Below are 14,491 nucleotides of genomic sequence, written 5' to 3' on the forward strand. Positions count from 1 at the left end.
AGATTCTGGCACAAGGCTTCCGAACTCCAAGCAAGGGATAATTCAATCATGAAAATAATTTACCAAAGCGTTGCAATCGTGGGCAGTGGCGCCATGGGACGCGGCATTGCACAGATTGCTGCCCAGGCCGGCAGTCAAGTGTATTTGTTCGATGCCAAACAGGGTGCCGCCCATTCGGCACGCCAAGAAATCGGCACCCAGTGGGAAAAGCTGGCGGCCAAGGGCCGCATCAGCCCGGAGCAACTGACGCAATACCTGAGCCAACTGCATGTGGCTGAGAGCCTGTCAGAACTGGCTGGCTGTCAGTTGGTCATCGAAGCCATCGTCGAGAACCTGGAAGCCAAACGGGCACTGTTTCGCGAGCTGGAGGCCGTGGTGGGCCCCGAATGCGTGCTCGCCAGCAACACATCCTCCCTCTCCATCACGGCCATCGCCGCAGCCTGTGCCCGACCCGATCGGGTGGCGGGCTACCACTTCTTCAATCCCGTTCCGCTGATGAAGGTCGTTGAAGTGATTGCCGGCCTGGCCACGGCGCAGCCGACCTGCTCGGCACTCAGCGACTACGCCCGCCAGATGGGCCACACCCCGGTGGCCGCTCAAGACACCCCGGGCTTCATCGTCAACCACGCCGGCCGCGGCTACGGTACCGAGGCCTTGCGCATCGTCTCGGAGGGCGTGGCCGATTTCGCCACCATCGACCGCATCCTGAAAGACCAGGTGGGCTTCAAGCTGGGCCCGTTTGAACTGCTGGACCTCACGGCCCTCGATGTATCGCATCCGGTGATGGAGTCGATCTACCGTCAGTACTACGAAGAGGCCAGGTACCGCCCCAGCGTCATCACAGCCCAACGGCTGGCAGGGGGCATGCTGGGCCGCAAGACAGGCCAGGGGTTTTACCGTTACGAGGGGCAACAGGCGCAGCTGCCACCCGAGCCCCCCGTGCCCCAGGTTCATGAGATGCCACCCGTGTGGGTTTCGAGCCGCGCCGCACGCCGGGCCGAGTTGTACCAACTGCTGAAGGACCTGGGCGCCACCATCGAAACCGGCACATCACCATCACCGCAAGCACTCACCCTGGTGGCGCCACTGGGCTTCGATGTGACCACGGTGGCGGTGGTTGAACGGCTCGACCCCAGCCGCACCGTGGGCATCGACATGCTGGTCGACGATGCCAGCACCAAGCGCCGCGTGTTGGCCACCAACCCGGCCACCCGCGCCGACATGCGTGACGCCGCACATGCGCTGTTCGCACGCGACGGCAAGGCCGTGAGCGTGATCCGCGACAGCGGGGGCTTCGTCACCCAGCGGGTGGTGGCCACCATCATCAACATTGCCACCGACATCTGCCAGCAAGGCATTTGCAGCCCACGCGACCTGGAACTGGCAGTCACCCTGGGACTGGGCTACCCCATGGGCCCGCTCGCCATGGGAGACCGCTACGGCCCCACCAACGTGCTCGAGGTGCTGTTCAACATGCAGACCGTGTATGGAGATCAGCGCTACCGCCCCAGCCCCTGGCTGCGCCGCCGCGGCGCCATCGGCCTGAGCCTGAGCCACGTCGAGTCCTGACCCATCGCGATCACCGCACCACCCCACCATGTCCGCCGAACTGCAAAGCACCAGCCAGGGCCAGACCCTGATCCTGACCCTGCACAACCCCGAGTTCCGCAATGCGCTCGGACCCGAGATCTACGCGGCCGGGGTCGAGGCCCTCAATGTGGCCGAGCGCAGCACGGATGTGCGTTCGGTGGTCATCACGGGCGCCGGCCCCTGGTTCTGTGCCGGTGGCAACCTGCAGCGACTGCAGGCGAACCGACAACTGCCGCCCGCCGTGCAGGCCGAAAGCATCGAAGGGCTGCACACCTGGATCGAAGCCATCCGGCTGTTCCCCAAGCCGGTGCTCGCGGCCGTCGAAGGGGCTGCCGCGGGTGCGGGATTTTCACTGGCATTGGCCTGTGATTTCGTGCTGGCCGCACGCGACGCCCAGTTCGTGATGGCCTACAGCAACATCGCCCTCTCGCCAGACGGTGGCGGCAGCTGGAGCCTGGCGCGGGCACTGCCGCGGCAACTCGTCACGGAGCTGCTGATGTTCGGCAACCGCATCTCGGCCAGCGCACTGCAGCAGCATGGCCTGGTGAACCATGTCAGCGAACCCGGCCAGGCGCTTCAGGACGCCCTGCAATGGGCCGAACGCCTCAACGCGCGCGCACCCAATGCACTGGCCAGCATCAAGGACCTGATCAACGAGGCAGACCAGCACACCTTGAACCAGCACCTCGAAGCAGAACGAGAGCACTTTGTGCGCAACCTGCACCACGTCAATGCTGGACTGGGCATCGACGCCTTTCTGAACAAGACCACACCGCGCTACTGATGGCGCCCCAGGCCGCGTCCGCCGGGCAGGCCTGCCTGCACCCACGCAGACCTCCACACAGACCTCCACACAGACCTCCACGCGACTCAGCGCTTCACGCCTGACGCCCGCCCCACACCTCACGCAGCAGGCCCCTTGTGCACCGGGCCTGCGCAGCCTGCAGCCCCCGCCGGCACCCCAGACACGCAGGTGACAACCCTGTGGGATCGCACCGGTCCCAGACGCGACAATGAGCCTGTTTTCAGTCACGCAAAAGACAGGCCATGGACGACCCGATTCTTAATATCGAAGAACGTGAAGCGATCAACTCAGGTCGCTGGTTCTCATCCCTTTCACCCTCACTCCGGCACGACATACTCCGATGCGCATACGTGAAGCGATACCGCGACGGCGAGCTGATTGCAGCACGGGGCGATCCACCGGAAGAGTGGATTGCCTGTGCCAAGGGTGCCGTGCGGGTGAGCTCCACCTCGATCTCGGGCAAGCAGATCACGCTGACCTATGTCGAGCCCGGAATCTGGTTTGGCGACGTGGCCATCTTCGACGGGGACCGGCGCACGCACGATGCCTACGCGCATGGCGACACCACCATCCTGTGCGTGGCCAAGGCCGACTTCAAGAAGATCCTGGCCATGCACGTGGAACTGTACGAAGCCATGCTGCGGCTGCATGCGCGGCGCATCCGACAGCTGTTCGGCCTGGTGGAAGACCTCAACACATTGCCTCTGCGAGCGCGTCTGGCCAAGCAATTGGTGCACCTGGTGCGCAGCTACGGTGTGCCCAGCTTGTCGGATGGTCGCGAAATGCGCATCAGCCTGCACCTGGCTCAAGAAGAACTGGCCCAGTTGCTGGGAGCCTCGCGTCAGCGCGTCAACCAGGAACTGAAAGCCATGGAGCGCGAAGACGCGATCCGCATCGAACCGGGAGGCCTGATCGTGCGTGACCGCGATGCGCTGATGCGCATCGCCGACAGCGACCTCTGATCCAGCCGCCCTGCCCCTGAAACCCAAAGAGACAAACACCCGCCCATGAGCAACTACGAACACTTTGTTGGCACGCGCCCCGTGACAGACCAGCACGCCATCGACACTGCCGCCCTGTCGCAGTGGTTGAGCCAGCACCTGGCCGGGTTCGAGGGGCCGCTGAGCGTCGAGATGTTCAAGGGCGGCCAGTCCAACCCCACCTACAAACTGGTCACCCCGAAGCGCTCCTATGTGATGCGCGCCAAGCCCGGCCCCGTGGCCAAACTGCTGCCCTCGGCCCATGCCATCGAACGCGAGTTCGCCGTGATGACCGGTCTGGCCGGCACCGACGTGCCGGTGGCCCAGATGCACTGCCTGTGCGAAGACGAATCCATCATCGGCCGCGCCTTCTACGTCATGGAGTTCGTGGATGGCCGCGTGATGTGGGACCAGTCCTTGCCGGGCATGACGCCCGCACAGCGCCGCGAGATCTACCTCGAGATGAACCGCGTGATCTCGGCCTTGCACAGCGTCAAGTTTGCTGAGCGCGGCCTGGCCACCTACGGCAAGCCGGGCAACTATTTCGAGCGCCAGATCGGCCGCTGGAGCAAGCAGTACGTGGCCTCCATCACCCAGCCCATCCCCGAGATGGACCAGTTGATGGCCTGGCTGCCTGCCAACATCCCGGCTGCAGCACGCGACGAGAACATGGTCTCCATCGTGCACGGCGACTACCGGCTCGACAACCTGATGTTCCACCCCACCGAGCCACGGGTCTTGGCCGTGCTCGACTGGGAGCTCTCCACCCTGGGCCATCCTTTGGCCGACTTCAGCTACCACTGCATGGCCTGGCACATCCCGCCCGGCTCTTTCCGCGGCATTGGCGGGCTGGACGTGCAAAGCCTGGGCATTCCCACGGAAGACGAATACATCCGCCTGTACTGCGAGCGGACCGGCCTCACCACCCCCGAGGCCCTGAAGGCCGACTGGAACTTCTACCTGGCCTACAACCTGTTTCGCCTCGCCGCGATTCTGCAAGGCATCGCCAAGCGCGTGGAGACCGGCACGGCCTCCAGCGCGCAGGCCGTCAGCTCGGCGGCTGGCGCACGCCCCCTGGCCCAGATGGCCTGGCAGTTTGCCCAACGCGCAGGCGGCTGACCCGCGCGGCAGGCAGCGTCCCCTCACTCTTTCGTTCTTTCCACAAGAAGCCACCGGCACAGCGCCAATCAATCCAACAGGAGAAGCACATGGACTTTGACTATTCACCGAAAACCAAGGAACTCCAGGCACGGCTGAAGCAGTTCATGGCCGAGCACATTTACCCGTCCGAGGGCGCCTACCACGCCGAACTCGAGGCCAACACGGCCGCGGGCAAACGCTGGTCGGCCTTGAAGACCATTGAAGACCTCAAGCCCAAGGCGCAGGCGGCCGGCCTGTGGAACCTGTTCCTGCCGGTCGACACCGCTGAGGCCTCGGGCTACAAGGGTGCGGGTCTGACCAACCAGGAATACGCCCCGCTGGCCGAGATCATGGGCGCAGTGCCCTGGGCCAGCGAAGTGTTCAACTGCTCGGCCCCCGACACCGGCAACATGGAAACCATCGCCCGTTACGGCTCGCCCGAGATCCGTGAACGCTGGCTCAAACCCCTGCTCGAAGGCAAGATCCGCTCCGCCTTTGCCATGACCGAACCCGATGTGGCCTCCAGCGACGCCACCAACATCGAAACCCGCATCGAACGCCAGGGCGACGAATACGTCATCAATGGTCGCAAATGGTGGATCTCGGGTGCTGCCGATCCCCGCTGCGCCGTCTTCATCACCATGGGCAAGACCGATCCGGAAGCCCCCCGCCACTCGCAACAAAGCATGGTGGTGGTGCCCGCCGACGCGCCCGGCATCAAGATCCTGCGCCCGCTCAATGTGTTCGGCTACGACGATGCCCCGCACGGCCACGTCGAGATGACCTTCGAGAACGTGCGTGTACCCGTGGGCAACATCCTGCTGGGCGAGGGCCGCGGCTTCGAAATCGCCCAAGGTCGCCTTGGCCCCGGGCGCATCCACCACTGCATGCGCCTGATCGGCCTGGCCGAGCGTGCGCTTGAACTGATGTGCCGCCGCGCCTCGGCCCGTACCGCCTTCGGCAAGACCGTGGCTCAGCAGACCGTCACGCAAGAGCGCATTGCCGAAGCCCGCTGCAAGATCGACATGGCCCGCCTGCTCACGCTCAAGGCCGCCTGGATGATGGACGTGGCCGGCAACAAGGTGGCCAAGACCGAAATCGCCATGATCAAGGTCGTGGCCCCCAGCATGGCCTGCCAGGTCATCGACTGGGCCATGCAGGTGCATGGCGGCGGCGGCATGTGCGACGACTTCCCCCTGGCCTACGCCTACGCCGGTGCCCGCACCCTGCGTTTCGCCGACGGTCCGGACGAAGTGCACCGCAACGCCATCGCCAAGCTCGAACTGGGCAAGTACGCCGCTCGCCCCGTCGAAGTCGAAATGCCGATCACACGAGGCTGCTGAGCCCGAAACCGGCAAACACCTGAGCCCGGTTGGCAGCCAACCGGGCCAGTTCCAAGGTGCGGGTCAACTCCTGCACCTTGGAGCGGTCATGCTGGGTGCGCAGATACAGGCTACCGCGTGTCAGCATCATGACCAGGGGGATGGCGCCCGCCTCCGGCCCCTCCCAGGTCAGCAAACCCGCCGTCAACGGCCCCTCCAGCCAGGCTTGCGCTTCTTCCCGCCTCTCGCCCAGCACGGCATATCGTGCCCACAGGTCTGGCGCCATCGTGGTCCAGCCCAGCTCGCCGAACAGTGCCAACCATCGGCTCTCTTCGTGCAGCTTCAGATTGCCGGTGGTCCGCACCTTGTCGGTGTAACCCTCGTAGGCCTGCTGCTCCAGCCGGGTCTTCAACCAGCGACTCATCACCATCAAAGACAGCCGGTCCGGCAAATCCAGATTCATGCGCAGGCGCAATTCGTGCCCGCTCAGGTAGTCACGTCGCGGCGGCATGCTCTCCATGCGCATGGCCACCCCACCGAGGTGCCCGGTCCAGATCAGACGGTCTTCACTGCGGAGGGTCTCAAAAGCCAGGCCTTCACGCTTGGCCCAGGCACCCAAGGCTGCGGAATGATCAGGTTTCAAGAACTTTGACAAGCGCTCCAGCATGGCATTTCAAATTCACTGAAAAATGAATTATTTGTCAGAAATGGGGCAGCCTGCAGCCGTCAACGAGCGCACACCCCAACAACGGCACAGAATCTGGCACGAATTCAGTTCACAGCCATGGCAGCGGCGCCTCCAACCAACGGTATCATCCAAGGCTGGCCGTCAAACACAGGCGGCCCAGGCGAACAGGCGTTCATCCCGCAATGCCAAGGCTTCGCCCAGGACTGCCCGTAGCTCAGTTGGATAGAGCAACAGCCTTCTAAGCTGTGGGTCACAGGTTCGATTCCTGTCGGGCAGGCCAGTCATAAAAGACACGCGACAAGCTTGCCCAGTGCAGACTGCGGCGCCAAGCCGGTGTCCGTGCAATGCGTCGCACACGCCTTACATTTCTTATCAAAGAGCCCCTTGAAGTCGGCGCTTGGCGGACCAGAATGATGCATGGACTCCACAGATGCTCAGTTACGCCAGCTGCGTCTGGCCGTGCATGATGCGCTCGCCGGGCTGGACGAGCTGATCTTGCTGCTCAAGATCGCCCATCGAACGCCTGAGGCCCAGGAAGCCGAAGCCATCACCCGCCAGACGCTGGCGCTGACCCTGTCGGACAGTGGCAATAAAAATAATAAAACATAACCAGTTCAGTCCCGACATAACACCTGGAACTTCGGCCGAGGCGTGTCTTTACCGAACTTTCGCCCACCTAAAAATTTTCTAAAAAAACTGTCAACCAAGTCTGCTGGCCTTTCGTTGTAGCTCCATCCACGGAGATTTCACATGAATTCCAGCTTCGCCAAACAACCTGTCAACGCCTGGCCCCACGACGATCGCGATCGCAAGCGCAGCCCTCAGCGTTGACCCCTGGCCGGGGGAACCCTCTCCCCCAGACGGCCCAACAACCCCACGACACCTCCCAAAAGCGCCTTGATTGGCGCTTTTTGTCGTTCGGCGATTCAATTTGCTGCACCACAGCACAGTCTCCCCCAACCCTTTGCTCCCCGGTATTGACGATGGCAGCCGCCCCCAAGCGCGAGGGCTGGGGTGTCCCCGCTCCGTCACGCCCCTGATGTAGGCATTGCTACATTGGCGCAAAATGCCGGCATGCAACTCAACTTCATCGCCAACGCATCGGTGCCCAGTTCTTCGGGCAAAACCCTGCCAGTGATCGATCCTTCGGACGGGCAGGTCTTTGATCACCTTCAGCGCAGCAACGCCCAGGACATCGACGACGCTGTCCGGGCGGCGCGTCAGTGCTACGACACGGTCTGGGGCAAGCTGAGTGCCGCCGAGCGCGGCCGATTGCTGATGCGCCTGTCGGTCAAGGTCGGCGAACATGCCGACGAGCTGGCCGCCCTGGAGCAGCGCGACTGCGGCAAGCCGACCAAGCAGGCCCGGGCCGATGCCCTGGCCCTGGTGCGGTATTTCGAGTTCTACGCCGGTGCGGCCGACAAGTTCCACGGCGAAACCATTCCCTACCAGGACGGCTACAGCGTGCTGACCTGGCGCGAAGCGCACGGCGTGACCGGCCACGTGATTCCCTGGAACTACCCGATGCAGATCTTCGGTCGCAGCGTGGGCGGCGCCCTGGCGGCGGGCAATGTGTGCGTGGTCAAGCCGGCCGAAGACGCCTGCCTGTCGTTGATCCGGGTGGCGCAATTGGCCGCCGAGGTGGGTTTCCCGGCCGGCGCCCTGAACATCGTCACCGGCTACGGCCACGAAGTGGGTGACGCCCTGGCGCGCCACCCCGGCATCGACCACATCAGTTTCACAGGCAGCCCCAAGGTGGGCACGCTGATCCAGCAGGTGGCCGCCGAACGCCACTGCCCGGTCACGCTGGAGCTGGGCGGCAAGAGCCCGCAGATCATTTTTGAAGATGCCGACCTCGATGCGGCCGTGCCGGTGATCATCAATGCCATCGTGCAGAACGCCGGCCAGACCTGCTCGGCCGGCTCGCGCGTGCTGATCCAGGACAGCATCTACGAGCCCTTGCTGGAGCGCCTGGGCCATGCCTTCGAGGCCCTGCGCGTGGGCCCGGCCCACCTGGATCTGGATGTCGGCCCCTTGATCCGGCAGACCCAGCAGCAGCGGGTCTGGGATTTCCTGTCCGATGCCCAGGTGGCCGGCATTGCCATGGTGGCCCAGGGCCGGGTGGTCGAAGAAGCCCCCGAAACCGGCTACTACCAGGCCCCCACCCTGCTGCGCGATGTGCCGGTGGACCACCGCCTGGCGCAAGAGGAAGTGTTCGGCCCGGTGCTCGCCGCCATGCGTTTCCGCGATGAAGACCACGCGGTGGAGCTGGCCAACGCCACCCACTTCGGCCTGGTGGCCGGCGTCTGGACCCGTGATGGCGGGCGCCAGTTCCGCATGGCCAAGCGTCTGCGCTGCGGTCAGGTGTTCATCAACAACTATGGTGCGGGTGGCGGTGTCGAGCTGCCCTTCGGGGGCGTCAAGTCCTCGGGTTACGGTCGCGAGAAGGGCTTTGAAGCCCTCTACGGCTTCACCACCCTGAAGACCGTGGCCATCCGGCACGGTTGATCACCCCACCCTCACCTCAGGTTTCTTTGCCCGGCGGCGGTGGAATGGCAAACGCTGCCGACACCGCCCCAACAGCCCCCTCTGGAGACATTTCATGCGCGTGAACCAAAAATCGATCATCGTGACGGGTGCCGGCAACGGCATCGGTGAAGGCATTGCCAAGCGCCTGGCCGCCGAAGGCGCCCAGGTGCTCGTCAACGACATCAACGAGGCCGGCGGCCAGCGGGTGGTGGCCGAGATCGCCGCGGGCGGCGGCACAGCCGCCTTCTTCAAGGCCGACGTCACCCGCTCGGACGAGGTCAAGGCCCTGGTGGACGAGGCCGTTCGCCTCTACGGCAAGCTCGATGCCATGGTGAACAACGCTGGCTGGACCCACCGCAACCGCCCCGCCCTCGAAGTGAGCGAGGAAGAGTTCGACCGCTGCTTCTCCATCAACGTGAAGAGCATCTACCTCGCCACCTTGCACGCCACGCCGGTGTTCCGCGCCAACGGGGGTGGCAGCTTCATCAACATCGCCTCGACCGCAGGCGTGCGCCCTCGCCCAGGCCTGACCTGGTACAACGGCTCCAAGGGCGCCGTCATCACCATCAGCAAATCGCTCGCCGCCGAGCTGGGGCCGGACAACATCCGTGTGAACTGCATCAACCCGGTGTTCAACCCCGACACCGGGCTGGCCGCCGAATTTGCCGGTGGCCCGGTCGATGACGCCCGGCGCGCCAAGTTTCTGGCCACCATTCCGCTGGGCCGCTTCTCGACCGCACTGGACGTGGCCAACGCGGCCCTGTACCTGGCGTCCGACGAAGCCGCGTTCATCTCGGGCGTGTGCATCGAAGTGGACGGCGCCCGCTGCGTCTGATCTCCCGTCAGGCAAGCCTCATGGATTTCCCCCATGAGGCCCGTCGGGGCTCTGCTTCTGGTGTACCGTTGCGCGCATGACCGGGGTGCCGGATCGACCAGGCCCCTCCCGACCCCCTTGCCCGCATGACTGAACGCTCCCCCTCCCCGCCCGCGAATCGCATCATCCCCGTCGCCGATTGGCGCCAGTCGGGGGCGCGAGTGGCCGAAACCCTGCCCCTGATCCCGGCTCAGGGCCAGTTGCGCGATCGCCTGCACCGCCCCTTGCGGGATTTGCGCATCAGCGTCACCGACCGGTGCAACTTCCGCTGCAGCTATTGCATGCCCAAAGAGGTGTTCGACAAGAACTACCCCTACTTGCCCCACGCCTCGCTGCTGAGCTTCGAAGAAATCACCCGCGTGGCGGCGCAGTTCCTGGCCCATGGCGTGCGCAAGATCCGCCTCACCGGGGGCGAACCCCTGCTGCGCAAGAACCTCGAACACCTGATCGAGATGCTCGCCGCCCTGCGCACGCCCGATGGCCTGCCGCCCGACCTCACCCTGACCACCAATGGCTCGCTGCTGGCCCGCAAGGCCCCCGCCCTGCGCCAGGCCGGCCTCCAGCGCGTCACCGTCAGCCTCGATGGCCTGGACGACGCGGTGTTCCGCCGCATGAACGATGTCGACTTTCCGGTGGCCGATGTGCTGGCTGGCATCGAAGCCGCCCGTGATGCCGGCCTGGGCGCCCATGGCGGGCTCAAGGTCAACATGGTGGTCAAGCGCGGCACCAACGAACACGAGATCCTGCCCATGGCGCGCTACTTCAGAGGGCGCGGCGTCACCTTGCGCTTCATCGAGTACATGGACGTGGGCGCCACCAACGGCTGGTGCATGGACGAAGTGCTGCCCTCGGCCCAGGTGATCGACCTGCTGAAGACCGAGTTCCCGCTGGTGCCGCTCGAAGCCGCCGCCCCGGGTGAAACCGCCCAGCGCTGGGGCTATGCCAACCCCGCGGGCGAATGGGACCCCGCCCTGGGCGAGGTCGGTGTGATCAGCAGCGTCACCCAGGCTTTTTGCCACGATTGCAACCGGGCCCGCCTGTCCACCGAAGGCCAGGTCTACCTGTGCCTGTTCGCGAGCCAAGGCCACGACCTGCGCGGCCTGCTGCGCAGCGGTGCCAGCGATGCGGAGCTGGCCTCGGCCATCGGTCACATCTGGCAAGGCCGCAGCGATCGGTACTCCGAGTTGCGGGCCAGCCTGCCCGCCGAAGCCACGGCCCCGGCCAACGTCAGCCGACGGGTTGAAATGAGCTACATCGGCGGTTGAACCCTGTCTTGCATGGCCGCGCCTTCAGCAGATATCCAAGCCCCCGTCGGCCCGGAGCACATCACCGGCCTGGTCCTGGCCGGCGGCCTGGGGCAGCGCATGGGGCAGGAAAAAGGCCTGGTCCAACTGCAGGGTCAGCCCCTGGCCTGGCATGCCCTGCAACGCCTGAGGCCCCAGGTGGGCACGCTGGCCCTGAACGCCAACCGCCAACTGGACCGATACCAGGCCTTGGGCGTTCCGGTCTGGCCTGACGCGCCAGCCGACGAGCCGCAAGGCCCGCTGGCCGGCATGCTCAGCGGGCTGCGCCACTGCCAGACCGATTGGCTGCTGACCGTGCCCTGCGACGTGCCGAACTTTCCGCCCGATCTGGCCCAACGCCTGGTACAAGCCCTGGGCACGCCACCCAAAGCCGTGGCCACCGTGCGGGCCTTCACTCCGGACGACAACGTCGGCGCCACACCCCAGGGGCGCCCCGGCCCCTGGCGCCAGCCGGTGTTCTGCCTACTGCACCGCAGCCTGGCAGACGACCTGGCTCTTTGGCTGCAAGAAGGCGAGCGCAAGGTGGGCGCCTGGCTCAGTCGACACCCTCTGGGTGAGGCCGTGTTTGATCGACCGGAAGATCAACCCACGGACTTCGCCAACGTCAACACCCCGGCCGAGCTGGCCCGGTTGGCCTGAGCTACCCGGGCGATCCCCCCTGGGCGAGTTGCCGCCTCAAGGCCGCCACCAAAGGTTTGTCGATGCGCGTCAGCAAGCCCTCGTCGCGCAAACCGGCGCGGTTGAGCAGCAGCACACTCACAGCCTGCAAACGCGGATACACCCGCCACTCGCCGTAGTGGCCCACACCGCCGCCGGCGTGCCCGCACCAGTGCTGCCCCTCCAGCCAACCCGTGAAGCCGCCCAGGCCACGCGCCGGCCCCACCATGGGCACCGAGTCAAACAGACCCGACGGGCAGCCGCTGCTGGCCAGCCCCTGGCGCGCCAGCAAGCCCTGCAGGCTGGCGGCCACGCCGGCGGCATTGCCGATCAGGCCGCCGCAGGCCTGGGCGTCGGCCTGGTGGTGCTCCAGCCGGACCCAGTTCCCATTCGTCCCGGCCACAAAGCGGTCGCGGTCCAGCATCCAGGCCAGCACGGGGTTCAACCATCCCCAGCGGGGCAAGGTGCCCCGGGCATGATGGGCCGGTTCGGGCCTGTCAAAACTCAGATGCCCGCCCGCCTGGGCCTCGCCACCCAACAGGCCCTGGGCCTGCAAGTAGTTTGGCAAGGATTGCCGGGTGACCGCGCGCAGCACCTGCCCCAGCCAGAGATGACCGATGCTCGAATACCGGTACGCTCCACCCGGTGAACGAACCGGGCGCCCATGCTCCAACAGCAAGGCCTCGGCCACCTTGGGTGGGTCAAAGCTGTCGCGGCCCAGGTGGATCCAGGCCAGGGGGTTGGGGTTGGTGAACCCGGCCGTGTGCAACAAGGCCTGGCGCACGGTGGCCGTGCCCAGCTCGGCATGCCCGGGCAGGTAGGTCTGCAATGGCTCATCCAAGGCCAGCAGCCCCGTCTGCACGCCACGCAAAACCGCGGCAGCCGTCCACAGCTGGGTGGCCGAATGCAGGTTGAAGCGGTGGCTCGCCTGCAGCAGTTGGCCCGTTCCGGGATCGGCCAAACCGGCCTGAAAGGACAGCCACGGCTGCTGGCCGTGCATGAACAGGTACTGCACGCCCGGGCTGTTGCCCGACGTCAGCAAGGTCTGCAATGATTGGCGCGCGGCCTGCACAGCCGCCGCCTGCGGATCGACATCCATCTCCCTCACTCCCGAAGCGCCGGGCAAGGCCCGTTGACGACAGGATACGGCGCCCACGAGGCAGCACGCCACGCGCACGTCTGTGCGTTGCGGCCAGACGACGCCGTCAAACCTCTGTCACCCCGCATGCCCGGCCATCAACGCCGGCCCAGGGCCTTTTCAACCCCCATGTTGGCCAGCGCGTCGGCGCGCTCATTGCCCGGGTCGCCGGCATGCCCCTTCACCCAGCGCCACTCGATCTGGTGCCCCCCTGTGGACACCAGCGCATCCAGCCGTTGCCAAAGCTCGGCGTTTTTCACGGGCTGCTTGGCGGCCGTCTTCCAGCCCTTGGCCTTCCAGCCATGGATCCATTCGGTGATGCCCTTGCGCACGTACTCGCTGTCCAGAAACAGGGTGACCTGGCAGGGCCGTTTGAGCGCCGTCAAGGCCTCGATCACCGCCATCATCTCCATGCGGTTGTTGGTGGTGCCCAACTCGCCACCGAACAATTCTTTCTCGAAGCTGCCCGATTTCAGCAACACGCCCCAGCCACCGGGCCCAGGGTTGCCCTTGCAGGCGCCATCGGTGTAGATCACAACATGGTTCAAAACTCAAAATCCTTCTGATTCAAAACGGGATGCCGACGCTTGGCCGGCCGCCTTGGCGGGTTGATGATGCTGGCGATTGACCGCCGGCACCGGCACCCCGGCCGGGCGGCGCGCGGTCTTCCAGGCCGGCCCCAGCAAGCGCATGCCGCGCACGCGCTTGACCGCGACCAGGCAATACGCGGCACCGAAGATCGGCCACCAGCGCGGGCCTGCGCGGTCCATCCATTCAAAACGCCGCAGCCATGTGTCAGTGTCGACCGCAGGCCGGTAGCAGCCGAAGTCGGCCTCCTCGACCTCGAAGCTCAGCAGCCGCAGCCAATCGCGCAAGCGCAGGTAGCCCAGAAAGTCGCCGGCCCCCGGCAGGTAAAGCTGGCCGCAGCCAAAGCGCTGGTAGAGGTGCTCGCGCCGCTGCCGGGCCCCCCACAGGCTGGTGGGGTTGAAGCAGCAGATCACCACCCGCCCCTCCGGCACCAGCACCCGCGCCACCTCGCGCAAGGTGGTGTGCGGGTCGTGCGACACCTCCAGCGTGTGGGGCAGCACCACCAGGTCGAGGCTGGCCTCAGGAAAGGGCAGCGCCGCAAAGTCGGTCACCAGGGCGGCCCGCAGCCCCCCGGGTGCGGCCTGCACCTCCGTGCTGTCCACCGCCAGCCATTGGTGCGGCATGCGGTTGCGCCGCAGTCCATCGAGTTCGGGCAGGCCGAGCTGCAGGCTGTGGTAGCCGAAGATGTCGGCCACAGCCGCATCGATGCGTGCCTGCTCCCAGGCCATCAGGTAGCGCCCGGGCGGGGTCTGAAACCATTCATGAAGCGACTGCATGGGCGGGCTGAAAATGCGAAACTCGGTGGCTGGGGCACGCCGGGTGGCGCCATGAAACCCGGCGCAGAAGCACCGGGAACCAGCCCCAGAGCATAGCGCC

At 65.6% G+C, this 14,491-nt stretch carries 14 protein-coding genes and 1 tRNA gene; 11 read left to right on the top strand and 4 right to left on the bottom strand.

Annotation, left to right across the window (positions count from 1 at the left end; translation table 11 throughout):
- Nucleotides 1–48 precede the first annotated feature (48 nt).
- From L880_RS0129380 to L880_RS0129400, 5 genes are all read left to right on the top strand, one after another.
- Complete coding sequence (locus L880_RS0129380; RefSeq protein ID WP_027478637.1) at nt 49–1,569, top strand: 3-hydroxyacyl-CoA dehydrogenase; 1,521 nt, start codon at nt 49–51, stop codon at nt 1,567–1,569.
- Nucleotides 1,570–1,597: 28 nt separating this feature from the next.
- The gene (locus L880_RS0129385) at nt 1,598–2,374 is read left to right on the top strand and encodes an oxepin-CoA hydrolase, alternative type (RefSeq protein WP_027478638.1); all 777 of its coding nucleotides are present in this window, start codon (nt 1,598–1,600) and stop codon (nt 2,372–2,374) included.
- Between the two features lie 263 nt (nt 2,375–2,637).
- A complete protein-coding gene (locus tag L880_RS0129390) occupies nt 2,638–3,357 on the top strand; it encodes a Crp/Fnr family transcriptional regulator (RefSeq protein WP_027478639.1) in 720 nt (239 codons plus the stop codon).
- Between the two features lie 45 nt (nt 3,358–3,402).
- Entirely contained in the window at nt 3,403–4,494 is a 1,092-nt protein-coding gene (locus tag L880_RS0129395) for a phosphotransferase family protein (RefSeq protein ID WP_027478640.1), read from the top strand.
- A gap of 89 nt (nt 4,495–4,583) precedes the next feature.
- Complete coding sequence (locus L880_RS0129400; protein ID WP_027478641.1) at nt 4,584–5,858, top strand: acyl-CoA dehydrogenase family protein; 1,275 nt, start codon at nt 4,584–4,586, stop codon at nt 5,856–5,858.
- Here the strand turns inward: L880_RS0129400 and L880_RS33935 are convergent.
- The gene (locus L880_RS33935) at nt 5,842–6,480 is read right to left on the bottom strand and encodes a hypothetical protein (protein ID WP_157463111.1); all 639 of its coding nucleotides are present in this window, start codon (nt 6,478–6,480) and stop codon (nt 5,842–5,844) included. The two genes, L880_RS0129400 and L880_RS33935, sit on opposite strands and share 17 nt — an antisense overlap.
- 248 nt (nt 6,481–6,728) lie before the next feature.
- Here L880_RS33935 and L880_RS0129410 point away from each other — a divergent pair.
- From L880_RS0129410 to mobA, 6 genes are all read left to right on the top strand, one after another.
- Nucleotides 6,729–6,805 (top strand) — tRNA-Arg (locus L880_RS0129410).
- Nucleotides 6,806–6,942: 137 nt separating this feature from the next.
- Complete coding sequence (locus L880_RS0129415; protein WP_027478642.1) at nt 6,943–7,134, top strand: hypothetical protein; 192 nt, start codon at nt 6,943–6,945, stop codon at nt 7,132–7,134.
- Between the two features lie 465 nt (nt 7,135–7,599).
- A complete protein-coding gene (locus tag L880_RS0129420) occupies nt 7,600–9,033 on the top strand; it encodes an aldehyde dehydrogenase family protein (protein WP_027478643.1) in 1,434 nt (477 codons plus the stop codon).
- Between the two features lie 94 nt (nt 9,034–9,127).
- Nucleotides 9,128–9,889 carry an SDR family oxidoreductase gene (locus tag L880_RS0129425; RefSeq protein ID WP_027478644.1) on the top strand — a complete coding sequence of 254 codons (762 nt, stop codon included), beginning with the start codon at nt 9,128–9,130 and terminating at the stop codon, nt 9,887–9,889.
- Between the two features lie 125 nt (nt 9,890–10,014).
- Nucleotides 10,015–11,193 carry a GTP 3',8-cyclase MoaA gene (moaA, locus tag L880_RS0129430; protein ID WP_043331012.1) on the top strand — a complete coding sequence of 393 codons (1,179 nt, stop codon included), beginning with the start codon at nt 10,015–10,017 and terminating at the stop codon, nt 11,191–11,193.
- 12 nt (nt 11,194–11,205) lie between these two features.
- The gene (gene mobA / locus L880_RS0129435) at nt 11,206–11,871 is read left to right on the top strand and encodes a molybdenum cofactor guanylyltransferase MobA (RefSeq protein WP_051443672.1); all 666 of its coding nucleotides are present in this window, start codon (nt 11,206–11,208) and stop codon (nt 11,869–11,871) included.
- A 1-nt stretch (nt 11,872) separates the two neighbouring features.
- Here the strand turns inward: mobA and L880_RS0129440 are convergent, their stop codons facing one another.
- From L880_RS0129440 to L880_RS0129450, 3 genes are all read right to left on the bottom strand, one after another.
- Nucleotides 11,873–12,988: a serine hydrolase domain-containing protein gene (locus L880_RS0129440; protein ID WP_027478647.1), complete on the bottom strand. Its 1,116-nt coding sequence runs from the start codon at nt 12,986–12,988 to the stop codon at nt 11,873–11,875.
- Nucleotides 12,989–13,125: 137 nt separating this feature from the next.
- Nucleotides 13,126–13,575, bottom strand: coding sequence for a ribonuclease HI (rnhA, locus tag L880_RS0129445; protein WP_027478648.1), 450 nt, complete (start codon nt 13,573–13,575; stop codon nt 13,126–13,128).
- Between the two features lie 3 nt (nt 13,576–13,578).
- A complete protein-coding gene (locus L880_RS0129450) occupies nt 13,579–14,391 on the bottom strand; it encodes a class I SAM-dependent methyltransferase (RefSeq protein WP_027478649.1) in 813 nt (270 codons plus the stop codon).
- Nucleotides 14,392–14,491: the final 100 nt, after the last annotated feature.

Origin of the sequence: Curvibacter gracilis ATCC BAA-807 (assembly GCF_000518645.1) — a bacterium.
GTDB lineage: Bacteria > Pseudomonadota > Gammaproteobacteria > Burkholderiales > Burkholderiaceae_C > Curvibacter > Curvibacter gracilis.